The organism is Siminovitchia jepli (genome assembly GCF_047228825.1).
GTDB lineage: Bacteria > Bacillota > Bacilli > Bacillales > Bacillaceae_C > Siminovitchia.
This window is the reverse complement of the sequence record NZ_JBFEGN010000002.1, coordinates 88,779-109,990: the sequence shown is the minus strand read 5'-3', so window position 1 is coordinate 109,990 and position 21,212 is coordinate 88,779. Positions and strand designations below refer to the sequence as shown.

Annotated in this window: 27 protein-coding genes, 2 tRNA genes and 1 pseudogene; all 30 read left to right on the top strand. The window is 34.1% G+C overall.

The features are described from left to right. The first annotated feature begins 11 nt into the window (after positions 1–11). The 30 genes and pseudogenes from AB1L08_RS01900 (at position 12) to AB1L08_RS01755 (ending at position 21,181) form a co-directional block, all read left to right on the top strand. Entirely contained in the window at positions 12–416 is a 405-nt protein-coding gene (locus tag AB1L08_RS01900; RefSeq protein ID WP_413062975.1) for a hypothetical protein, read from the top strand. Positions 417–510: 94 nt separating this feature from the next. Further along, the gene (locus AB1L08_RS01895; protein WP_413062974.1) at positions 511–810 is read left to right on the top strand and encodes an HU family DNA-binding protein; all 300 of its coding nucleotides are present in this window, start codon (positions 511–513) and stop codon (positions 808–810) included. A 119-nt stretch (positions 811–929) separates the two neighbouring features. Then, complete coding sequence (locus AB1L08_RS01890) at positions 930–1,586, top strand: PhoH family protein (protein ID WP_413062973.1); 657 nt, start codon at positions 930–932, stop codon at positions 1,584–1,586. Between the two features lie 387 nt (positions 1,587–1,973). Next, a tRNA-Pro gene (locus tag AB1L08_RS01885) sits at positions 1,974–2,047 on the top strand. A 65-nt stretch (positions 2,048–2,112) separates the two neighbouring features. Beyond that, positions 2,113–2,739 (top strand): hypothetical protein, encoded by a 627-nt coding sequence (locus AB1L08_RS01880; protein WP_413062972.1) that lies wholly within the window; start codon positions 2,113–2,115, stop codon positions 2,737–2,739. A gap of 385 nt (positions 2,740–3,124) precedes the next feature. Further along, positions 3,125–3,197, top strand: a tRNA-Ile gene (locus AB1L08_RS01875). Positions 3,198–3,263: 66 nt separating this feature from the next. Beyond that, the gene (locus AB1L08_RS01870; RefSeq protein WP_413062971.1) at positions 3,264–3,464 is read left to right on the top strand and encodes a YonK family protein; all 201 of its coding nucleotides are present in this window, start codon (positions 3,264–3,266) and stop codon (positions 3,462–3,464) included. Between the two features lie 4 nt (positions 3,465–3,468). After that, entirely contained in the window at positions 3,469–4,686 is a 1,218-nt protein-coding gene (locus tag AB1L08_RS01865) for a hypothetical protein (protein WP_413062970.1), read from the top strand. A 13-nt stretch (positions 4,687–4,699) separates the two neighbouring features. Continuing rightward, a complete protein-coding gene (locus tag AB1L08_RS01860; RefSeq protein WP_413062969.1) occupies positions 4,700–4,975 on the top strand; it encodes a hypothetical protein in 276 nt (91 codons plus the stop codon). Continuing rightward, positions 4,976–5,185, top strand: a complete 210-nt coding sequence (locus tag AB1L08_RS01855) for a hypothetical protein (RefSeq protein WP_413062968.1) — start codon at positions 4,976–4,978, stop codon at positions 5,183–5,185. Further along, a complete protein-coding gene (locus AB1L08_RS01850) occupies positions 5,186–5,563 on the top strand; it encodes a hypothetical protein (RefSeq protein ID WP_413062967.1) in 378 nt (125 codons plus the stop codon). A gap of 180 nt (positions 5,564–5,743) precedes the next feature. After that, on the top strand, positions 5,744–6,322 hold the full coding sequence (locus tag AB1L08_RS01845) for a ClpP family protease (RefSeq protein WP_413062966.1): 579 nt from the start codon (positions 5,744–5,746) through the stop codon (positions 6,320–6,322). Positions 6,323–6,513: 191 nt separating this feature from the next. Further along, the gene (locus AB1L08_RS01840) at positions 6,514–7,674 is read left to right on the top strand and encodes an SANT/Myb-like DNA-binding domain-containing protein (protein ID WP_413062965.1); all 1,161 of its coding nucleotides are present in this window, start codon (positions 6,514–6,516) and stop codon (positions 7,672–7,674) included. Further along, complete coding sequence (locus AB1L08_RS01835; protein WP_413062964.1) at positions 7,667–8,542, top strand: hypothetical protein; 876 nt, start codon at positions 7,667–7,669, stop codon at positions 8,540–8,542. Before AB1L08_RS01840 ends, AB1L08_RS01835 begins: the two co-directional genes overlap by 8 nt. Then, positions 8,539–10,269 (top strand): DNA-packaging protein, encoded by a 1,731-nt coding sequence (locus AB1L08_RS01830; RefSeq protein ID WP_413062963.1) that lies wholly within the window; start codon positions 8,539–8,541, stop codon positions 10,267–10,269. The genes AB1L08_RS01835 and AB1L08_RS01830 overlap by 4 nt, the downstream gene beginning before the upstream one ends. Positions 10,270–10,340: 71 nt before the next feature. Further along, entirely contained in the window at positions 10,341–11,870 is a 1,530-nt protein-coding gene (locus AB1L08_RS01825; protein WP_413062962.1) for a hypothetical protein, read from the top strand. Between the two features lie 31 nt (positions 11,871–11,901). Beyond that, entirely contained in the window at positions 11,902–13,170 is a 1,269-nt protein-coding gene (locus tag AB1L08_RS01820) for a V-type ATP synthase subunit I domain-containing protein (protein WP_413062961.1), read from the top strand. A 36-nt stretch (positions 13,171–13,206) separates the two neighbouring features. After that, positions 13,207–13,728 (top strand): hypothetical protein, encoded by a 522-nt coding sequence (locus tag AB1L08_RS01815; protein WP_413062960.1) that lies wholly within the window; start codon positions 13,207–13,209, stop codon positions 13,726–13,728. A gap of 51 nt (positions 13,729–13,779) precedes the next feature. After that, the gene (locus AB1L08_RS01810; RefSeq protein ID WP_413062959.1) at positions 13,780–14,787 is read left to right on the top strand and encodes a hypothetical protein; all 1,008 of its coding nucleotides are present in this window, start codon (positions 13,780–13,782) and stop codon (positions 14,785–14,787) included. A gap of 89 nt (positions 14,788–14,876) precedes the next feature. After that, positions 14,877–15,452 (top strand): hypothetical protein, encoded by a 576-nt coding sequence (locus AB1L08_RS01805; protein WP_413062958.1) that lies wholly within the window; start codon positions 14,877–14,879, stop codon positions 15,450–15,452. A gap of 14 nt (positions 15,453–15,466) precedes the next feature. After that, positions 15,467–15,904 carry a hypothetical protein gene (locus AB1L08_RS01800; protein ID WP_413062957.1) on the top strand — a complete coding sequence of 146 codons (438 nt, stop codon included), beginning with the start codon at positions 15,467–15,469 and terminating at the stop codon, positions 15,902–15,904. After that, positions 15,897–16,211: a hypothetical protein gene (locus AB1L08_RS01795; RefSeq protein ID WP_413062956.1), complete on the top strand. Its 315-nt coding sequence runs from the start codon at positions 15,897–15,899 to the stop codon at positions 16,209–16,211. The genes AB1L08_RS01800 and AB1L08_RS01795 overlap by 8 nt, the downstream gene beginning before the upstream one ends. Before the next feature lie 15 nt (positions 16,212–16,226). Continuing rightward, entirely contained in the window at positions 16,227–16,877 is a 651-nt protein-coding gene (locus tag AB1L08_RS01790; protein ID WP_413062955.1) for a hypothetical protein, read from the top strand. Positions 16,878–16,879: 2 nt separating this feature from the next. Further along, positions 16,880–17,389, top strand: a complete 510-nt coding sequence (locus AB1L08_RS01785; RefSeq protein WP_413062954.1) for a hypothetical protein — start codon at positions 16,880–16,882, stop codon at positions 17,387–17,389. An 8-nt stretch (positions 17,390–17,397) separates the two neighbouring features. Next, positions 17,398–18,135, top strand: a complete 738-nt coding sequence (locus tag AB1L08_RS01780; RefSeq protein ID WP_413062953.1) for a hypothetical protein — start codon at positions 17,398–17,400, stop codon at positions 18,133–18,135. A 36-nt stretch (positions 18,136–18,171) separates the two neighbouring features. Beyond that, complete coding sequence (locus tag AB1L08_RS01775) at positions 18,172–18,897, top strand: hypothetical protein (protein ID WP_413062952.1); 726 nt, start codon at positions 18,172–18,174, stop codon at positions 18,895–18,897. Between the two features lie 19 nt (positions 18,898–18,916). Then, a pseudogene (locus AB1L08_RS01770) lies at positions 18,917–19,486 on the top strand (fibronectin type III domain-containing protein); the annotation flags it as partial. A gap of 132 nt (positions 19,487–19,618) precedes the next feature. Next, positions 19,619–20,068 (top strand): hypothetical protein, encoded by a 450-nt coding sequence (locus AB1L08_RS01765; RefSeq protein ID WP_413062951.1) that lies wholly within the window; start codon positions 19,619–19,621, stop codon positions 20,066–20,068. Between the two features lie 19 nt (positions 20,069–20,087). After that, entirely contained in the window at positions 20,088–20,678 is a 591-nt protein-coding gene (locus AB1L08_RS01760) for a hypothetical protein (protein ID WP_413062950.1), read from the top strand. Between the two features lie 5 nt (positions 20,679–20,683). Continuing rightward, a complete protein-coding gene (locus AB1L08_RS01755) occupies positions 20,684–21,181 on the top strand; it encodes a hypothetical protein (RefSeq protein WP_413062949.1) in 498 nt (165 codons plus the stop codon). Positions 21,182–21,212 lie beyond the last annotated feature (31 nt).

Below are 21,212 nucleotides of genomic sequence, written 5' to 3'. Positions count from 1 at the left end.
AGGTATATTTTATGATAATTAAGATTAGAGGAAAAGAGTATGTTTTTTCGGACGCAATAGAACCTTCCGAAAGAAATACAAAAATAAAAAATATGCTAAAGGATAACATTATTTTTGATGATGTAAAAATGACAGTAGAAGAGTACTTTCGCATCACATGGAACAAAAAGCCAACCATTGTTGCCTTAGATAAGATTGGAAACTATCTAAGTAAAATGCCAAACCAAAATGGGAAACATGATAAAGAAATTCTCTCTAAGAATGATGAATTAGAAATAACAAAAGGTGTAAGACATAAAACCGTAAAAGGAAAAAGAGAGATTGTAGATAGTAGATATATAAATTTTTCTGAATTAAGCAAGAAAGACTCTGTCAATTTAGGATTACTGGACGTGGACGATTCAAATTTTAATTAAACAATAATGATTTATAATAATATTTAACAATACATAATAGTGTTGCAGGAACACCAAAACCTGTAGAATAAAATGAGAAAAGGATGATCTAAGAATGAGTAAAGTAAATAAAAAAGAATTGATTACACTACTTGCAGAGGAATTAGATGTTAAAAAAACGGAAGCAACAAGAATTCATGATGTTTTTGTAAATGTATTGGAAGACCTGATTGTAGAACAGCAAGCAGAATTTAAGCTTGGAGATATTGGAACTTTTAAAGTACCTGTTCGTCCAGAGCGTGAACACATTAATCCTCAAACCGGGGGGAAAGTAGTTAAGCCAGCACACTTTGCATTAACATTTAAGCCTTCTGCTAACATTAAACGTGAACTAGAATCATATGAAATAGAGTAAAAACAATACAAATTATCGAACTATGGGCGCTTTTCTTCTCTTCCTTTCGCCTGTAGTCTTTAATGTATAGAAATGACTGCTATTCCTATACAACAATACAATTAAGCAGGAGGAAGGCTATGCCACTACCGAAAAATAACTTGTTCTTTGGATATGCGAATAAATTAACAAAAGAGCAGAGAGAGTACGTTGATTCAATTATTGATAATCAAATGACAATTGTTAATGCCTCTGCGGGTACAGGAAAAACAACACTGGCAGTGATGGCAGCAAGGCTTTTAGAAAGAGATTTAGTATACATCTTCTCGCCTGTTGAGGAGCGTACTTTAGGATATACACCAGGAACAGTAGAAGAAAAAGAAGCTAAGTATATTGTTCCCTTAAAGGATGCTTTACTGGAAATGAATGAAGATCCTAATAAAGCCATTATCTTTGAAGATAACATTGAAAATATTAAAAATGGCAATGCTTGGGTACAAGCAATGTCTCATGCATTTGCTAGAGGGACAAATATAAAAGGTGAAAAACTGGTTGTTATTGATGAAACCCAAAACTTTACTAAGGGAGAGCTCAAAAAAGTGTTAACAAGAATTCATGACGAAGTAAAAGTTGTAATGATTGGACATGATGGTCAAATAGACCTGAAAGATCCTAAAAAGTCAGGGTTCATTCCCTATTTAGAACACTTTAGAGATCAACCTTATGCGAAGGTTTGTGAGTTAACAGTTAATTTTAGAGGAAATCTAGCAAGACATGCAGATTCACTAAAATGGTAAAATCTTTTCATTTTAATTTTACATTAATAACTTAGAAACATATAATATATTATGCAAACATTAAAATATCTCTTTTATCACCCAGTCACCATTTTGACAGGGTACGATTACAACTTTTATTACATTTCATTAAACCTATTAGACTAGCTACCTAATAGATAGTGTGTGGTTTGTATATAATGATGCGTCACTTGAGTTTTCACACATAGGACAAGAAGAGGTGGATGTAGTGCAGAATACCTGAGCTCAACAGGATGCTATATTATTGAGACCCCTCTCAGCTCCGACTTGATTAATCTGTGGATTTCATACGAGTGAGACCTAACAGCTTTTCTAGCTTCATGCAGACCTGTTAGACAATCTCACTCACCACAGAGGTTCTTACACCTGGATGTGGGCGAAGTTGGTTAGTCACTCCGTTTGGGGCGGAGATTGTGTAGGTTCAAACCCTACCATCCAGATATATAAGGTAAGTAGCACCTCAAAGCCTACTTGAAAGCTATGAGAAAAAGGAGACGATAAAACTATGGCAGAAATGACAGTAAGCAGGGGCTTGGCGGAGTTAAAACTTTTGGATGCGAGGATTAACAGGACGATTAATGAATCTGTATTTGGAAGTTACACTGAGGGAAAGAAGCTCCCTGCTGGATTTAATAGTGTTGAGGAAGTTGAAAAGCAAGCTAAGTCTGATTTGCAATCTGCAAAAGATTTAATCAAACGGAGAAATGAAATCAAGTCTGCTATTGTTCAGTCTAATGCTGTAACTAAGATTAAAGTTGCAGGAAAGGAATATACGGTTGCTGAAGCAATTGAGCGTAAGAGTTCAATTGATTATGATATACAATTGCTCAACAAATTGAAACATACATATGCAACACTTACTTCAAAAGTTGATCGTATCAATGAAGATGTAAAACAAAGACTTGACAGTCATCTAGAGGCATTGTATGGCAAAGAAGGAAAAAATAAAGCTTTAGAGAATGCAGAGATTGTTAAAGCTTTTAAAGAGGACAATGAAGCAAAACTTATTGATCCAATTAATCTAAAAGAGAAAATTGATCAGTTAACAAAAGAGATTGAAGATTTTGAAATGGAAGTTGATCATTCTCTTACCACGAGCAATGCAATTACCACTATTGAGGTAAGCGATTAACTCAATAGTGATAGAGAATAATAAAAACCATTGTTAGTTAGTCGAAATCTAATGAACTAAACACCCTTTAGAGGGTTGGGTTAAACCCTCTACTAATACATATTTATCCAATAGGGATATAAAAGAATACAGACTCTTTTTAGAGTGAAGGTACTACTTTTGAGCGTACTTTCATCATATGAGAGAAATATATTACAAAGATGATAAAAGCTCAAAGTTCAATCCTCAAAACTTAAGATTCAAGTCTCAAAGCTCTTATAAGCTCAAGACTCAGATTTCAACTAATAAAGTTCGATAAAATCTAGGGGAAGTGGCTCATAGGTAGTTGTTTATTGACCTTATTAGATGCCTCCTAGCTGACTAGCTAACAATACTTGATCATTTGGGGTCTTTAGCTCAACTGGTAGAGCATCCTACTCATGATAGGACGGTTACAGGATCATACCCTGTAAGACCCATACATATGAGGTTTATCAGTTCCTTGTAAAAACTGTTGAAATTAAGAGAATAGGAGATTGATATATATGGCTAAACGAAAAAATCAAACAAGTGGAAAAGGCTATTTAGAGTTGAATTTTGATGAAGGTTATGGACGAATTACAACAGTAACCAAGGATGAAGAATTTGTTTATGACTTTTTTAAGATTCTTAAAGACTATGATGGTAAACATATTTCGTTCTCCCTATCAGAAGAATTAGAGCTTCCTACTGTGGATGAGGAGTAAGTGTATGAGTTTAGAGAGACAGCAAGGTGAAAGCCTGAAAGAATATAAAATTAGGCTCTGTGAGAATAAGCAAGACTATTCTCTAACTTGGGACGAAGTTGCTGCTTTAATCAATCAGGAAACCGGAGATAGTTTTGGAGAATCTACATATAGAAAATGGTTCTCTGCGTTCCACGAAGGTCAAGAGTATGAAGCAAATAAAATTGCTACATCAGAAGATAAATTAGATGAATTTACCATCAAAAAACTTGAACTTCAAAAAGAAAGAAATAAGTTACAATCAGAAAAACTTGAACTGAACAAATGGATTAGAGAACAAGCAAGAGCAGAAAATATTGCGGAAAAGATTCAATTAGCTGTGGAAAATATGGAGCCTATCCAAATTCCTGAAATGAGTAAATCCCATTCTTTGAATTGTAAATTTAAAACAGCAATCGTTGACATTGCTGATCCTCACTATGGCAGAGAAGGAAAAATCTACGGTCTACATGGAGAAGTATTAGCAGAATACAATACTGACATATTTGAGCACAGGATGTGGGAGCTGCTAGAGAGAACGGTTGAGATTATCGAAAAAGAAAAATTAAGCTTTATTTATGTTGCGAACTTAGGTGACTCACTGGATGGTCTCTTAAGACTTACACAGCTTCAATTTCTACAATTAGGTGTTGTAGAGTCCACCATGAGGTTTGCTGAGTTTATGTCTCATTGGCTAAATAAGCTCTCAGGGTATGCAACTGTTTATTATTCCTCTGTAACTGGAAACCACAGTGAACTTCGTGTAGGGGGCATTAAGAGCGGGGAAATTAAGAGAGAGAATATGGAGCTTATCATCCCTTGGTTTATTAAAGAGAGACTTAAACATAATCAAAATGTAGTTGTATATGATGCAAAACCTTTACATTTGATTGATGCATTAGGAACTAATGTATTGTTAGCACATGGACAAGATGAAAAGAACTTAGAGAATTCCATTAAAGATTACAGCATGATCTATCAGGAACAAATACATATTTTGAAAACTGGTCATTTACACCATCATAGCAATAAGACAATTGGAATGGCCGGATTGCAAAATGTTGAATATGTTCAGTCACCTAGTATATGTGGGATTGACGAGTATAGTGTGAAGCTAAAGAAGACTGCGAATGCTGGAAGTTTGATTACGGTGTTTGAAGAGGGTTATGGGAAAGTTTGTACATATGATATCAGGCTAAAGTAATTGCTGAAATGGGGTGATTGAAATCGGATATATTGGCTCACAAGAACTTCAAACAAGCGAAGCTAATAAAGAAATTATTCCATCTAAGCCTGATGATTGGACACATGGATATAAGTTATACAAGTTTTCTTTTATGAATGAATCTGATTGCACAGTAGTTATTAACGATAAATATACTATTTTCTTAAAAGCAAACCAAGGATTATCTATTGATAAAGGTGACGAACCCATTGTGTCATTCAAGATCAAAGAAGGTGGAATCAAGTATAACTTTATAGGAGCGTTTTAAATGTTAGGTAGAGGATTTTTTATTGGTGGTGGATATAGTTCGTCAACAGATGGGGAAAATAGGGTCAAACTAAAAAATGGGCAAATTGTGTATTCTCCTTCCCTAGATTTGTATGTTGATGAACAAGACAGAGTTTATTATTCAGATGGAGATTTAAATGCAAAAATATATCTAGAAGATGGAAAGGTATTTGCAAAGGTGGTGCAATAAATGGCAGATATTGAATTAGCTAAAAAAAGCGATTTGGATGGATTGGCAAAGAAAAGTGAATTGGATAGTTTAAAAGGCAATGTACAGAAAAATGGAGCTGACATTAGCAATTTATCGACAAATGTTGCTACTCTATCTGGAGAAGTTGCTAAAAAATCAGACGAAGGTCATACACATAGTTACAACGATTTAACAAATAAGCCTTCAATTCCAACAAAAACAAGTCAATTGCAAAATGACTCAAAATTTATTACTAGTGTCAAAGCAAATGAAGTTCCTATTACCGTCGAAGGTTTAACTGCAACAAATGTACAAGCAGCCATCGCTGAGTTAAAAACAATGATTGATGGGCTTTCTACTCCTGGTGGAGAAAAATAATGATTAATCTGTTAAAACACATATGTCTATTCCTTTACGTGAAATATATAATTATAAATTGGAAAATTGAAGATCATATTGAACATATTAAAAGTAATTTAAGATAATACGGAATGATGCTAAAGTATCCGCTTCCTAATATGAAAATAAAAGTAAAAAATATTAGGAGGGCAAGAGAGTATGGAATTTCTATTAGAAGAAGACAAAGATGGATTACTTGAAAAGGTTGAAAAAGAGCTGTTTAAAGAAAGAATAATTTATCTAAATGAAAGTATTAGTGATTATACGATTGATTCTATTGTACCTTTGATTCACCTGATCAATAAACAAGATGATAACAAGAGCGAATCTGAGAAAAAACCATTACACCTGTACGTTACTTCTCCAGGCGGAGACGCATATTCGGGGTGGGGTATAGTTTCAGCAATTGAAAATTCTAAGACCCCTATTTATACATATTGTGAATCTTATGCCATGAGTATGGCATTTCCAATATTTCTTGCAGGCCACAAAAGATTCATGGGTAAATATGCTACGCTACTATATCATGAGTTAAGAGGGCGGTCTGAAGGTACTCGCCAAGAGGTTAAGAGATTAGATAAAGAATATGATAGACTTCAGAAAATGTATGATGATTACATTATTTCTAAAACAACAGTAACTCAGGATATTTTAAATGATCATCAAGATAGGATTAGTGATTGGTACATTGATATTGAAGAAGCAACAAAATATAAAATGTATGATGTATTAATTTAATAGTTTGTTTGAGGATTCTCTATGGAGAATCTTCTGAAGAGATTATTAGATTTAAAATTTCAATAGAAACTTAGAATTATATTTATGAGTTGCGACTATTGGGGCTGATCTCCCAATAGAGAGGTTTTCCATCCCACCTTGTTCGCAGCTCTTATTAAATTTGGGATGGAATTACGAAGGGATGATGAAAATTGGAAGAGACAAAAGAGTGTAAAAAATGTTTACGTGAGTTTCCTAGGAATACTGATTACTTTTATAAGAAAAAGGACTCTAAGGACGGATTTACAACCAAGTGCAAAGAGTGTAATGGACAGAAATTCACAAAATATCACCAGTTAAAAGAAGGTGAGATGTTTTGTAAAAGGTGTGAAAAAATTCTCCCTTATAATGATGAGTATTTTCCAAAAGACAAGAATACAAAAACAGGACTAAGAAACGTTTGCTATGTTTGTAGTAAAGGAAAAACGGGTTCAGCAAGATATGGAAAAAGAAAAGAAAAAACACCTGAGTGGACTAAAGAGGAAGATAGTCTTTTAATAGAGATTTACCCAGACAATCGAAACGAGGATATTATAGACAGGTTTCCAAATAGGACTTCAAAAGCACTTATAGATAGAGCCAGATTATTAGGTATCAAAAAATCAGAGCTAGGAAGAGAAAAAATCTATAAGACTCATTCCGAAAGAATGAAGGAAGAGTGTCACTGGATTGGAAAACCAAAATCAAATGAAGAAAAAGCCTATTTATCCCAACTAATGAAAAAAAGATGGGAAAATGACTATGAAAATATGCTTGCAAACGCACAATATGAAAGAACTTCTGAGTTAAGGGATTATATGAGAAAATTACGCAAACAAGAGGGGCGCTGGAGAGGAAACAACAATCCACGCCATAAAAACCCTTTAAAGGGGTCAGATAATCCAAGATGGCTAGGTGGGATAACCCCCTTGTTGTTTTGGTTTAGGAATCAGTTAGAAGATTGGAAAAAAGATAGTATGGAATTTCACAACTATACATGTGTGTTAACAGGAAAAAACTTTGATGAAATTCATCATTTATACAGTTTCAGAGAGATTGTTCAAGAAACACTAGATGAATTAGACTGGCAATATGGAAAAACATTAGAAGAGTGTTCAGAAGATGAGCTAGAAGTATTGCGAGAAACAATAATAAAAAACAACAAAAAATATGGCTTAGGTGTCTGTCTTACAAAGGAAGTCCACAAACTTTATCATGATCTCTATGGATATGGAGGCAATACACCTGAGCAATTCGAGGAATTTATGCAAAAATATCGCCAAGGAGAATTTAATGAAATATTGAATGAAGGGAGTGTCATTATGAGTGACTAAACAAAAACAAAATAGAAAAATATGTTCAAAATGCGAAAAAGAAAAAAGCGCAACAGATTTTTATTTATCTGCTAACAACATTATCAATGCAGATGGTCGCTTACCAATATGTAAAACTTGCCTGGAGTCTGTAGCACATTTTGACGACATTGAGCGTTTTATTGATGTTTGCAGAATGATAGACAGGCCGTTCATTAGAAGCGAGTATGCTGCTTCCTTCACTGCAAAAAAACCATTTGGAGAGTACTTTAGAAGAATAGGAATGCCCCAAAATAAATCTAAAACGTACTTAAATAGCGAGTTTGATGGAAATTTTTCTGATAAAGTTGCTAAACCATCAAGCGAAGTGAATAAAAGATATGATGCAAGTGATTTAATAGATTTTAAAGTTACTTCAGATATTGTTGTACGTTGGGGAAATGGATATAGTGAACAGGAGTTATATCAATTAGAGTCATTTTATGAGTCTATGATCAGAGCCAATGATATTACCACCCCACAACACGTTGAGCAGTTAAAACTACTCTGTAAACTTAATTTAGAGCAAAATAAAGCATTAGACGAGGGCAGAATAAATGATTTTAAGAACCTAAATACTCAATATAATAAAGTATTAGAAAACTCAGGCTTTAGGCCTATTGACAGAAAATCAGGGGGAGAATCAGTAGGAATAAGAACTTTCTCTCAAATTTGGGAAGAAATTGAGAAAGATGGATTTATTGAGCCTTATCCATACCAAGAAAAACAAGATATAGTTGATAAGACAATTATGTATATGGGGAATTACACTAGAAAACTTGTTAATATGCAAAGCATGAGTGAGCCACCTGAAGACACACCAAAAGTCGATGGTAGTGATGAAGCATGAGCTATAGGAATTATCGTCAAGAACATAAGAAATATACTGCTACCAACGATATTGAAGATAGAGATGCTTCTAAGAAAATGACCAGTGTAACCTCGTTTGAGTCAATGAAAGAAGATTGGAGAAAATTTTGTTCGTTTTATCGACAATATCCAGATTTGTTTATTGACTTAATCAGTCCTCCAAATTCAAAGGTTAAGTTGTTTTTTTATCAAAGAATGATGTTAAGAATTCTCTTTAGGTATCAGCAAGTTTACTTCACAATGACTCGTGGTTCGGCAAAGTCATTTACACAAATTTTAGGATTATATTTAAAATGTGTTATGTATGGAGATGTGCACTTGTTTATTGCAGCCCCGACCAAAATGCAAGCCGCGCAAATAAGCCAAGAGAATATTGAACGAATATGGGATTTCTTCCCCATATTAAAAAACGAAGTTAAACATGATTATTTTAACAAAGATTCAACCAAGTTAATTTTTCACAATGGATCAAAACTAGATGTTGTACAAGTTGCTCAATCTGCCAGGGGTGGAAGACGACACGGGGGCAGTGTAGAGGAAATAGTTGATGAAACAATGAAAAAGGACGTTCTTAATGAAGTGGTGATCCCGATGATGGCCAATAACCGTATTGCTGCTTGCGGAGGAAGTGACCCCTATGAAATTCATAAATCTACGGCATATGTAACTACAGCAGGAACAAGGCAGTCATTTGCATACGAAAAACAAATGGAAGTTTTAAAAATGATGCTAGAAGGAAAAAGTGCTTTTACATTAGGTTCTGGATATGAGCTTCCTGTTATGCACAATCAACTTGACTTGGATTACATAGTTTCACTAAAAGAATCAGAAACATTCAACCCATTAGGATTTTCTCGTGAGTATGAAAGCAATTGGACAGGTTCATCAGATAGATCATTGGTTAGTTTTGAAAGTATCAATGAATGTAGGGTATTGAATAAGGCAGAAGATAAAAATATGGACAAAAATGCAATGTATATTCTTTCTTATGATGTGGCTAGAGCAGAAGGATTGGCAAATGCAAACAGTGCATTAGTTGTAATTAAATGCATACCTCGTGGAAACGGAACATATTCAAAACACTTGGTTAACATTTACAGTTTTGAGGGAACGCACTTTAAAGAGCAAGCCCAATTCTTGAAGAAGAAAGTAAATGATTTTAAAGCCTCTATTTTAGTTGTAGACGTAAATGGACTTGGTTCAGGACTTGTTGACTTTCTCGTTTTGGAAATAGATGAAAATCCACCATACTCGGTTGTAAATGATAGTAGATATGATGTATATAAAACACCAAACTCAATCCCAATGGTGTTTGCTTTAAATTCGGGAAGTAAAGATACTAAGGCAAGTGACATACATAATTTATTTATAAACCTAATCTCTAACAACGGTGTTAAGATGCTTGTTTCAAATTCACAGGCTAGAAGTCAGATTAAAATTAAGGACTCAGAAAAGCTGGTGGAAGAACTCCTTCCATTTACTATGACTGACTTATTAGTTGAGGAAATTATGAATCTTGAGTATAGACAATCAGGTAATGATACACAGGTCAAACAAGTTTCAAAGTCTATTGCAAAGGATAAGTTTTCTGCTTTTGAATATGGTCTCTTTTATGTTCATTTAGAAGAAAAAAGAAACCAAACTCGAAGAAAGCAAACTTTCGACCCATCCAAGTTACTTATGATCAAACCGCCAAAACTATACTAACATACACAACATAATATAACATAACTCAATACACATTAACAACAAAAGCAAAAATCACACATAGAAAGGAGTTGATTCACCTGTCTAATTCGAACAATGGAACAAAAACATCTAATCTAACCAAAGCTCAACAGGAGGCAAACAAATACATCCAAGAATATACCGAACAACTACAAAGAAACTTTGCGGCCATTCAACGTATGGAAGTTGCTCCTACCGAGTCAAAACGAAACTCAGCTATCTCAAAATTTGATGCTAATCAAGTAGCTGCATGGCTTCAGAATCCATCTAGATATGAAAAACAGCTACGTCAGCTATCAAATTACTTTTATAATGTCTCATCTCACTATAAACGAATTATTTGGTATCTTGCCTTATTGCCAACTTACGCATATGTTTTAGAGCCAATGGAAATGCCAAATAAATTAAACAAAGAAAAGTACCTAAAAGCATACTTAAAGAATCTACAAGAAATTGAGAAGATGAATTTATCTCATGAGTTAATTAATGTATCTAAGATAGCTTACAAAGAAGATACATTTTACGGATATATTTACGAATCTAAAGACTCTTTCTTTTTTCATAAACTAAATCCTGACTATTGTAAGATTTCTTCAATTGAAGACGGAGTATTTAACTTTGCATTTGATTTCTCTTATTTTGATCGTAATAATGAGCTTGAATCATATCCTGATGAATTTAAAAGAAAATATAATACATATAAATCAACTAAAGAAAAATGGATTGAAATAGATTCAGACAAGTCGGCATGTTTTAAGGTGAATGAGGAAATTTTGGAATATGACCTCCCTCCTTTTAATACTATGTTTGAGTCTATTTTTGATTTAGATGAATATAAGAAAATTAAAAAAGCCAAAGCAAAAATAGATAACTTCTTATTGCTTACGCAAAAGATCCCGATGGATGAAAAGAATCCTGATTTGAATAAGTTTTTAATCGACTTGGATTTAGCTATGAAGTTTCATGGAATGATTTCTGATAGTTTACCGGATGGTGTGGGGCTTGCAACTTCTCCTATGGAAATCACAGCCACGAGAATGGAGAAAAGTAAGTCTGATACAGACACAATTGCCCAAGCACAAAGGGAAGTCTATACCGATGCTGGTGTAAGTCAATTTATATTTAATTCAGACAAGAATACTTCTATTGGATTATCTAAGTCAATCATTGCAGATGAGCAAATAGCATTCTCCTTCCTACGTCAAGTAGAGCGATGGATTAATAGAAGACTAAAAAAGATGCCTGGCCAATATAAGTTTCAACTTAAATTTCTTGATCAAACAGTTTTTAATAGGACAGAAATGACAGACTTGTATCTAAAGGCTGCTCAAGCATCTATGCCAGTTATTAACGAGCTAGGAGCTAGTTTAGGTATGAGTCCATTAGACTTATATAACAAGGCTCAATTAGAAAATGAGGTGCTTGGATTGCATGATATGTTAAAGCCTCTCGCATCTTCACATACTCAATCAAAGGGTGATGTCGATAAAGGGAGACCTGTAAAAGATGATGATGAGGTTGCGGACTCAACTCAGGTTACAAGAGATAGAGACGCAGACAATAGAAAAGTTGATGGATAAAAAGTTTACTAACCTGAAAGGGGGTGTGAAATTGACGGATAAGAAAAATATTACAAGCATCCCTGTAATATTCCAAAAAGTGGATACTCTTGGAAATGATGACTCGCGTTTTTTAAAAGTTAAAATATGGTTAATGCATACTGGTGAAAACTTCAATGGTTCTTATTTTTCTAAAGAAGTTGTGAATAAATATACTCATACCTTAGCTAATACTCCCGTCTTAGCCTATATAGAAGAAAATAGTTTAGGTGAAGAGGATTTTTCTGATCATAGAATTACTTTAGAAAAAGATTCTGATGGTAATTTTAACTTCAAATATTTGGGCGCTGCTGTTGGCGTCATTCCTGAGAATAATAATGCAAGATGGGAAATGCGTGTAACTGATCATGGAGAAGAAAAAGAATATCTTGTAGTAGATGCTCTGTTATGGACAAAATGGGACGATCCAATCAATATAATGAAGTCCAGGAAGAAAGTTGCTCAGAGCATGGAATTATCAGAAGATTATTCAGGAAGATTTGATGAAAATAACGTATTCCATTTTGAGAGGTTTAGTTTTAATGGAGCTTGTTTACTAGGTGTAGATTATCAGCCAGGAATGGATTCTGCCTCAGCCGAAATCATGTTTACGAAAGAGTCAAACCTACAAGAGATTATTCAGGAAAAACTTAACGAGTATTACAGTTTAATCTCGAAAGAAGGAGGTAGTAAAATGAACAAAGAAAAAGAGAATCTTCAAGAAGAAGTGGAAACAAGACATTCAGAACCAGAAAAACAAGAAGAGGAAATTAAAACTCAAACAGACGCCCCTGAGACTTCATCTGAGGTAGATGTCGATGTTGAGAGTAAAGGTTCTAAAGAAGAAGAAAAACCTCTAGAAAAGGATTCTGATGAGCCACAAGAAGAGATTAAATCAAATGAAGAAGATAAAAAAGCAAATGATAAAGAGGAGACTGTTCTGAAATCTGATTTCGATAAAGTAGCAGAGTCTCACAAACTTCTCGCCGAAGAATATTCAGCTTTGCTAGAAGAAGTTGAAACGTTAAAAGCTTACAAGCGTATGAGAGAAGAGAACGACCTAAAAGACAAATTTAGCAAACAAATTTCAGAAGAGGAATTCACACAAGTATTTTCTGAGATGAAGGATTCTTCAATTGAAGATATTGAGGTTAAGTTGTTTGCCTTGGTTGGTCAGAAAAACTTCTCCGTTAAAAAAGATAAAGAAGATGTTAATAAGGCGTTGGTATTTTCTAAAGAAGAAGACACAGAAGAGTCTCCATATGGAGATTTATTTAACTAAAAAATAATTTAGGAACATATTAGGAGGAATTTTATAATGGCAAAAAATAAACGTTCGACAGTAAGGTTGGATGATCCACGTTTTGCAAGTGGAGATGTTTATTCTGTAAGAGCTGAGGTTGAGCTTGAAAATGGATTTGTTGGGGTTTTAGGGGATATTGAAGAAGATAATCGCGATATTCGTAAATTAGAAACTCCCCAAGCAGGAGATTCTTTAGTGATCATTGCAAACCCTGCTCTTATTTATGACAATGCTCGTCTTGGCTCTGATCAAGAAACTAACTATTTCATGGAAGCAGGAGAAGCTGTACGGGCTTACAAACCACATGCAACTTACGTGTTTTCTGTTTCCGAAGAAGGTATCGAAGGGAAAGCTGAAAAAGGAAAATATCTTGTCGCTGGTAAAGGAAATAAACTAGTAGTCGCTGACGCTGCTCCTGAAGACGCAACAGGTTTTGTTGGTAAAGTTATTCGCAAAGATGTTGTGGGCGGAGCACTATCCGTCAATGTTCAGCAATCCCCTACTACATACGTAGTTATTGATACAATCCAAAACTAAATTTCTTAAACAAAAATAACTTAAAATATTTTTTAAATGGAGGAACAATTAATGGAACATAAAGAACTAATCAAAGCTTGTGTAGACTACATTAAAAACCCTGCGCAAGTAGAATATTTTTCTAAAGGAAAAAATGTTGATGACGTAATTAGAGGAAAGTTCTTCGAAATTATGGGTACAGATAAACCCACAATGAAAGACATCCGCAGACATAAAATAGAAGTATTTGAGATTATTGAGCAAGTTTTAACTGAAACCTATCTAAATGGAGTAAATGAAGATGAGTTTTTCATGCAATTCGCAGAAATTAAAAACCTTAAACTCGGTGACACAAACGAATTCTTCATTGAAGATGACGCTATTCTAACTGTATCTGAGCATTCTGGAAACCACTGGAATATTCAGCGTCAAAAACTTGAGGGTGGAGTGCTTTTTCCAATCAAAGTAAAATCTCACGCTATTGCTGTTTATGGCGACTTCTTTTTGTTTGTTACCGGTCGTTTGTCTTTTGGAAAGCTAGTCCAAAAAGTTGCTCAAGGTGTACAAAACAATATTTACGAGCAAGTAGCTGCATCTTTTGCTTCCACTTCTGTCCAACTCCCTGCTGAGTTCAAGAAAACTGGTGTGTATGAAGAAGGTGAATTACAAGAACTCTACTCTCATGTAGAAGCAGCTTCAGGAAGCGCTGTTGTAGTTGGAACTCGTAAAGCAATCGGTAAAATCATTGCTGGAGCAAACACAAATTTATTTACTGATTCTATGAAAGAAGAGCTTAATAAAACAGGTCGAGTTGGTATTTACAATGGCATGACAATTGCTCAACTTCCTTCTGTACATAAAGCAAATACTTTTGAGTTTGCATATGACGACAGTAAATTACTTGTACTGCCTGCTGGTGGAAGCCGTCCAATTAAACTGGTATTCGAAGGCGATGACTGGATGAAAGAAACTACAGACGAAACAAAGAATAGAGATATGACCTTTGACTATTCTTTCATTACTCGATTCGGATGTGCAACGGTATTTGATGGTTTGTTTGGTGTTTATGACTTGAAATAAAAGAAACATAGAAAAATATTACTTGTTGATCGGAGTACTCATTTGAGTATCTCCTTTCAACTAACATTGAGCAAAAGGAGATTATTAATATGAGTAAAGAACAAGAAATAAAAAAAGCTACAGTAACAAAGAAAACTGTAAAACGTAAAACAGAAACAAAAAAGGTAGACGCAAAAGAAGTTGACAAGAAGCCGACAATTAGAGCAAAAAGAGTTGAAATTGATCAGAATGCACTAATTCCGTGTCGTTCTACTACTCATGGTAACTTGATTTATATCTCAAGACGGACTGGAGAAAGAATTTTTTGGAATGACTTTGGGGATGTACAAGATATTACTATGGGTGAATTAAGAAATCTTTATTCAACTTATCCAGCTTTTATTAATGAAGTACTCTTTGTAATTGATGATGAAGATGCTATTGAATATTTAGGCTTGACTAAGCTTTATAATTCTCTTTTCTATATTGATGATTTAGACAGTTTTTTTGATCGAGACTATGATGAGCTTGAAGAGATTCTACCTAAGCTACCAAAAGGATTAAAAGAGTCTGTTGCAACAAAAGCAAGAGAATTAATTAAAGAAGGAACTTTGGATAGTCGTAGTAAAATTAGGTTAATCGAAGATAAGTTAAAAATTGATCTAACGATTTTTGATGAAAAATAAGAGGGGTGAAATAGTTGACTACCCCATTTAGCGACATTTACACAATTTTTCTCTCGCAATTAACAGATTACAATTTAAACAATATGGATGACGCGGCATTAGAGTCAAATATGCAAGGTTGGTTAACAAGTGCTGTTGGTTATTTTACAAACTGTAAAAAGAATATTACCGACTATGATCTTGATGTGGCTGAATTCAATGTTGATTTAAGTCAAATTGAGAAACAAATTTTAGCAAAATACATGCTTTATGTATATGTTGATACTTATTTAATTACTGAGTCAAATTTAAAACAAACATTAAATTCTAGAGATTACAGAGCTTATAGCCCCGCAGGTCAAATAAAAGCACTTATTGAGTTGAAAAAGCAAATTAATAATGACGCAACTGTGTTAGTGAGCAGATATTCTTATAACATTCATGATTTAGAAGGTAAGTGGAAAAATGAGTAATATCACAGAAAAAACATATAAAACATACTTGATCCATTTAAAGGATATGGTCTATAAAATTCTTCCTTTGTTTGAGGAAGATAATCCTCATATTTACGAGTATCTTGATTCTGTAATTTTTGAAATAGTGGGGCTAAAAGATGACATCTCTAATCTTCCTCATGAACATTGGTATGTGAAAGTTTTAGCGATACTCAGAGCAATTGAATCGCATTCCTTTACATCAGAAGACCAAAAAAAGATTAAAAAAGAAGTATTTAGGATGCTTAGCGCAATTGATAAGCAAATTGAGGAAATAAAAACATAAAGGAGAGTGAAATGAGTGAGTAAATATCAAGCTTATCGTAGTAGAGTTCAAGCTTCTGGGAAAACTTCAGGAGAATCTTTAAGAAACTCAACTAAAATACAGCAAGCTGATTATTTTATGAGTTCCCCTTCACTCTCCTATGTACGCTTGAATAATGAAGAATCACTTTCTCCTAGCATAGTCTCAGATGAAAACAGATTTTTGAAAAGAAGGTTTTTATTTCTTCCAGACACAGTAATAAAAAATGGCATGTATATAGAACATGATAACTTTATTTATTTAATTACTGAAAGTACAACTGATGATATATATCCACAAGCTTTTGCTGAGATTTGTAATGATACTTTCAAGGTTGTTACTGGAACTAAAAAAGTTGAGATTGACAGAGATGATTTTAATAGACCAATTCATGAATACATTGAAGAATATAAGTTAGTTCATTGTGTGTTAACCACTAAAGCATACTCAACAGCCGAAAACGCAGCTATCCCATTGCCAGATGGAACAATGCTCATAAAAATTCCATACAATCCAAATTGTAAGGTTTCCTTAAATTATCTAATCGAAAAAAGGGAACAAAAATTTAAAGTGACGAATGTTTCTTATGAAAATGTACTAAATGAAATAGGTTACATTGAAATAACGCTACAAAGAGTGGTGAAGTAATAATGGCTCTTAAACCAGGTTCAATGAGAGAGGCCATAAACAATATCTATCAGAAGTTAATCAAGAATGAAACACTATTAAGATTACTCTACTATCCACCCATGTCAGCGAGAAATCCTGATCCATTGAGTGACCAACTTTCTAATTTAGTAAATCCTGAGAGTGAAGAATATTGGAATTTAGTAGACGATAGAATCATGTTAGCAGAAAAAACTTCTGATCTCGAAGATAGACCACTATGCAGATTATATGTATATGCTGGAAGACGTAGGCCAGTATTTAACAATTATCAGCTTGCAACACAAGAAGTCATAATCAATGTATTTACACACGAATATTTCGAAAAAGATATGAGATCTGTTTGGATATCAGATGTGCTTAATGAAATATTGACTCTGAAGCGTATATCTGGATTTGGACAATTGGAATACGCGGGAGGAAATCCATTGGTAGCACCTGCTGGATATAAACAATATCAACACATTTATCGTTACTCTGATAGTAAGAAGTAGGTGATATCGTGAGAAATGATAAGGAACATTATATATTTGGGAAACCGGTTGATACCTCAGTAGGGAAAGTAAGGTTTCTAAAGTATCACGAATATATTGATCATCAAGAAAAAATGGGCTTGATGTCTATGAACGTTTTACACATTTATTATGCGTACAAAAATCAGTTCAAAAGAGAAAAAGACAAAGAAATCCTTGAATCTATTGAAATGGTCAAAGAACAGAGCTTATATAATCTTGTTTTAAGTAATGAGGATTTCTTTGAAGCATATGTCACAATATTTGAAATAGTATTGTCCGAAAATAAAACAGATATAAATTCTATTCTAAAACAGATCTTTCAGGATGAAGAGTTATTCATGTCAATGAGATCTCTAGTTTTAGAGATGAATATGACAATTGAAGAAGAGGTAAGCCCAAACCCCGAGATACAAAAGGCGATTGAGAGAAGTAGAAGAGTTAAACAAAAAGAATCACCTAAGCAATCTATTTCCGATATGGCTTCATCTATATTCATTGCCACAGGAAAAGATTATGATGAAATATCTAACATGACAGTTTTACAATTCTATGCTTCTTACTTTAGATTAAATCAATTTAAATCATATGATACTACATCTCTATTTGCCACTGTAGCAGAAAAAGTCAGCATTGAAGCTTGGAATAAACATATCAACCTATTTGAAAGAGAAAGTGACACCATAGATAAAGATAAATTTATCAAACAATTCAAAGGCATGGTATAACATGTCTTTTTTAATTAATTTTAGGAGGAATAGTAAATGGGAAAATCCGTAATTCAAGATACGGCTGAAGTAATTATCACGAATAAAGAAACTGGACAAGTCGTGATAAATGCTGAAGCTCAAGTGGCATCTATGTCACAAAGTTTAGAAGAAACACCGCTTTTTGGTGGTATTGGGAATAAGAAATTATTTGTTATCAGAACTCAGAAAGAATTGGAGCTTACCACCTCATCCGCCTTTTTTGATTTAGAGTATCTGGCTATGACACAAGGTGTTTCTGTTGACAAAGAAGGAAAAGCAACTGTAACAAAAACTGAAACTGCAACCATCGCAGAAGGTAAAGTAACAATTAATGGAACTCCAAAAGGAAAAGTTCGCATCATCGCTTTTGATGGAGAACAAGGAGATGCAACAGTTTCTAGCGGTTCAATCACTGTCCCAGAAGGTTTGGCAAAAGATGGAGATAAAGTAACCGTTACATATCAAGAAGAGGTTACAGGTCGGAAAGTTGAAATTGACTCTGAAAAATTTTCTAATAAGTTTAAAGTTGAATATCGCACAATTGCATATGATCCTGAGACCGCAATTGTTGAATCTGATATTTACTTTATCTTTGATGAAGTGGTTCCATCTGGATCATTTGAATTGAGCCTATCCAATGGGGAAGCATACGCCCCTGAATTAACTTTCCAAGTTTTAACGCCCCGAGGCGAAACGAGTATGGGAAGAATTATCGAAGTACCAAGAAAGTCTACTCCCTAAGACGCCCTCCGCACCAACGGGATTAACTTTAGATAGTTCATCTGAAAATAGTATAACAATTAGTTGGACTCCCGTGGTTTATGACGGAGGGGTATCAGAATATATGGTGTATAGGGATGATGTTTTTCTTGGCAATACATCTGAGGCAAAGTATACAGATTCTAATCTAAAACCTAAAACTACTTACACATATACAATTATAACTGTGGGTAAAAATGGATTAGTTTCTCCGAAGAGTGAGGAATTTAAGGCTACAACAAAAGATTTACCTAATCCTCAGCCACCTAAGAATCTTGCTTCGAAAAATATAACGGAGACTTCCGTTGATTTAACTTGGGAAGCCGTTTCCTATGCTGCAGGAATTGATAAATATTCTGTTTATAGGAATGGCACTCAAATCGCTACTCCTTCTGACACAACTCACAAAGATACGAATTTAAGTGGAGACACTTCGTATAAATATAAAGTAAAAGCAATCGGTAAAAATGGCAAAGAATCAGCATTTACTAGCGAAATTACCGTTAAAACATTAAAACCCGAACCTGAGCCAGAACCTGAGCCAGAACCTGAGAAGCCAAAAGGAGAATAATAAGGTTTTCTAAGAGAGCGTCAAGATGTGCTTTGACGTTCTCTCTTTGTGTGAGGTTCAAAAATAAGGTTATGAATCTCATAGAGAGTGGAGCTTATCCATATAAAACAAGAATAAAAGGAGAGTTTTATTGTGCTAAAATTTAAAATTAAAGCAGATCAAATTAAAAGATTTTCGGATTTTCTATTGTCATTGGAATTAAGAGGTACGCAAAATAGGATGAGAGTGAGAATGATAAAACAACTAGATGAAAAGCTAAATAAAATTCAGTCTGAGTACACTGAACATGTTCTTAAAGAGCATTGTCATCTAGATAGCGAAGGAAACCCTAAGATAAAAGAAGTTAATGGTCAGCAACTTTGGGATGTCAAAAAAGAAAATAGAGAGGACTTTAATAAAGACTATCTTGAACTATGGAATGAAGAGCATGTCATAGAAGGAGAAGACAATAAAAATATGCTCTTGTCTGTGAAAGAATCAGTTCTTAACTGTGACAAACTCTTTAGTGGTCAAGAAGCGCTACAATACGACCATTGGTGTGATCTGGTGGAAGCAATTGAAGATCAGAAGGAAAAAGAGTGAGCTGTGAGGAGGACAATTGATGTCAAATATAGACGTAAAAAATATTGAAGACCGGAAAGATAAGTTAGAAAATTCTTACGTTCCCATTAAGATATCAAAAATACTTGATGAAGCAAAGGAACTTGATAGGGTTGAAACATATGTTATTAATGGTGTGACAAATGAGGTAATCAAGTACAATCCAGTATTTGATGAGCTTAAAATAAATGAAATACTTAAAGAAATACAAGAGAAAATTGAGTATATTGAAAAGAATAACATTAACTTCCCAAAAGATGATGATGAGTTTTATAAATACGTTTGCTTTTTAATGATCAAGAAATTTACTCATTTTTCAAGTGAAATTGCTGATGACTTAGAAACACAATTAGCTCAAATGAATGCTTTATTTCGGTTAGGATACTTTGAGTTAATTATTGGGGAAATTTTCAATCAAGATGAGATAGCACGAGTGATTAACAAAGTTGAAAATTTGCTGGTGTTAGCTGATAGGTTAGAAAGCTTAAAACTTGACGCACAACTTGAGGCACAAGCAGTTCTACAAAAAATGATTGGAGAACAAAACCCAACTAAAACAAAACCTGAAAGTACAAATAAAATGAAGAAGTGACATCTATGCCTAAGTTTACTAGCTTTGATCAAATAGAGAAATATCTACGGCAAAAAATACCTCAATCATTAGGGTCTAGCTCAGGGTTAGCATTAGAAGATTATTTAAAAGACGAGATGTACCAGGCTATTTACGATTATGTTTATTCACAATGGGAACCTGAAATATACATACAAAGAAGAGATGAGGGAGGACTGTCAGACCGTAGAAACATGGTCATGGCAAGTCCTTTTATTAATTCTTCTGGACAGATTCAAATTGAATTTGAAAACTTGACCACAGGATCTGACGACGCATTTAGTGACAATTATATTGCAGACTTGATTGAGGAAGGGGCTGCAATAAACAATTCTAATGTGTATTGGGAAGATCCTACTGGGCCTTGGGCAGAGCCAAGACCTTTTATACAAGGAATGAAAGAGAAGATAAAAAGTGATCCTTCTACCTTAATAGCCGTTATTAAACATGCTCTTGAACAAAGTGGATTTATGGTGAAGTGGTGAATACAGTTAATGACTACATAGAATGGAGAGT

What these genes read in the sequence shown, in the direction of transcription:
- AB1L08_RS01775 (WP_413062952.1), top strand. Translation starts at nt 18,172, where the DNA reads ATGGGAAAATCCGTAATTCAAGATACGGCTGAAGTAATTATCACGAAT.
- AB1L08_RS01755 (WP_413062949.1), top strand. Translation starts at nt 20,684, where the DNA reads ATGCCTAAGTTTACTAGCTTTGATCAAATAGAGAAATATCTACGGCAA.
- AB1L08_RS01785 (WP_413062954.1), top strand. Translation starts at nt 16,880, where the DNA reads ATGGCTCTTAAACCAGGTTCAATGAGAGAGGCCATAAACAATATCTAT.
- AB1L08_RS01890 (WP_413062973.1), top strand. Translation starts at nt 930, where the DNA reads ATGCCACTACCGAAAAATAACTTGTTCTTTGGATATGCGAATAAATTA.
- AB1L08_RS01900 (WP_413062975.1), top strand. Translation starts at nt 12, where the DNA reads ATGATAATTAAGATTAGAGGAAAAGAGTATGTTTTTTCGGACGCAATA.
- AB1L08_RS01850 (WP_413062967.1), top strand. Translation starts at nt 5,186, where the DNA reads ATGGCAGATATTGAATTAGCTAAAAAAAGCGATTTGGATGGATTGGCA.
- AB1L08_RS01810 (WP_413062959.1), top strand. Translation starts at nt 13,780, where the DNA reads ATGGAACATAAAGAACTAATCAAAGCTTGTGTAGACTACATTAAAAAC.
- AB1L08_RS01815 (WP_413062960.1), top strand. Translation starts at nt 13,207, where the DNA reads ATGGCAAAAAATAAACGTTCGACAGTAAGGTTGGATGATCCACGTTTT.
- AB1L08_RS01895 (WP_413062974.1), top strand. Translation starts at nt 511, where the DNA reads ATGAGTAAAGTAAATAAAAAAGAATTGATTACACTACTTGCAGAGGAA.
- AB1L08_RS01870 (WP_413062971.1), top strand. Translation starts at nt 3,264, where the DNA reads ATGGCTAAACGAAAAAATCAAACAAGTGGAAAAGGCTATTTAGAGTTG.
- AB1L08_RS01855 (WP_413062968.1), top strand. Translation starts at nt 4,976, where the DNA reads ATGTTAGGTAGAGGATTTTTTATTGGTGGTGGATATAGTTCGTCAACA.
- AB1L08_RS01865 (WP_413062970.1), top strand. Translation starts at nt 3,469, where the DNA reads ATGAGTTTAGAGAGACAGCAAGGTGAAAGCCTGAAAGAATATAAAATT.
- AB1L08_RS01760 (WP_413062950.1), top strand. Translation starts at nt 20,088, where the DNA reads ATGTCAAATATAGACGTAAAAAATATTGAAGACCGGAAAGATAAGTTA.
- AB1L08_RS01880 (WP_413062972.1), top strand. Translation starts at nt 2,113, where the DNA reads ATGGCAGAAATGACAGTAAGCAGGGGCTTGGCGGAGTTAAAACTTTTG.
- AB1L08_RS01845 (WP_413062966.1), top strand. Translation starts at nt 5,744, where the DNA reads ATGGAATTTCTATTAGAAGAAGACAAAGATGGATTACTTGAAAAGGTT.
- AB1L08_RS01795 (WP_413062956.1), top strand. Translation starts at nt 15,897, where the DNA reads ATGAGTAATATCACAGAAAAAACATATAAAACATACTTGATCCATTTA.
- AB1L08_RS01805 (WP_413062958.1), top strand. Translation starts at nt 14,877, where the DNA reads ATGAGTAAAGAACAAGAAATAAAAAAAGCTACAGTAACAAAGAAAACT.
- AB1L08_RS01830 (WP_413062963.1), top strand. Translation starts at nt 8,539, where the DNA reads ATGAGCTATAGGAATTATCGTCAAGAACATAAGAAATATACTGCTACC.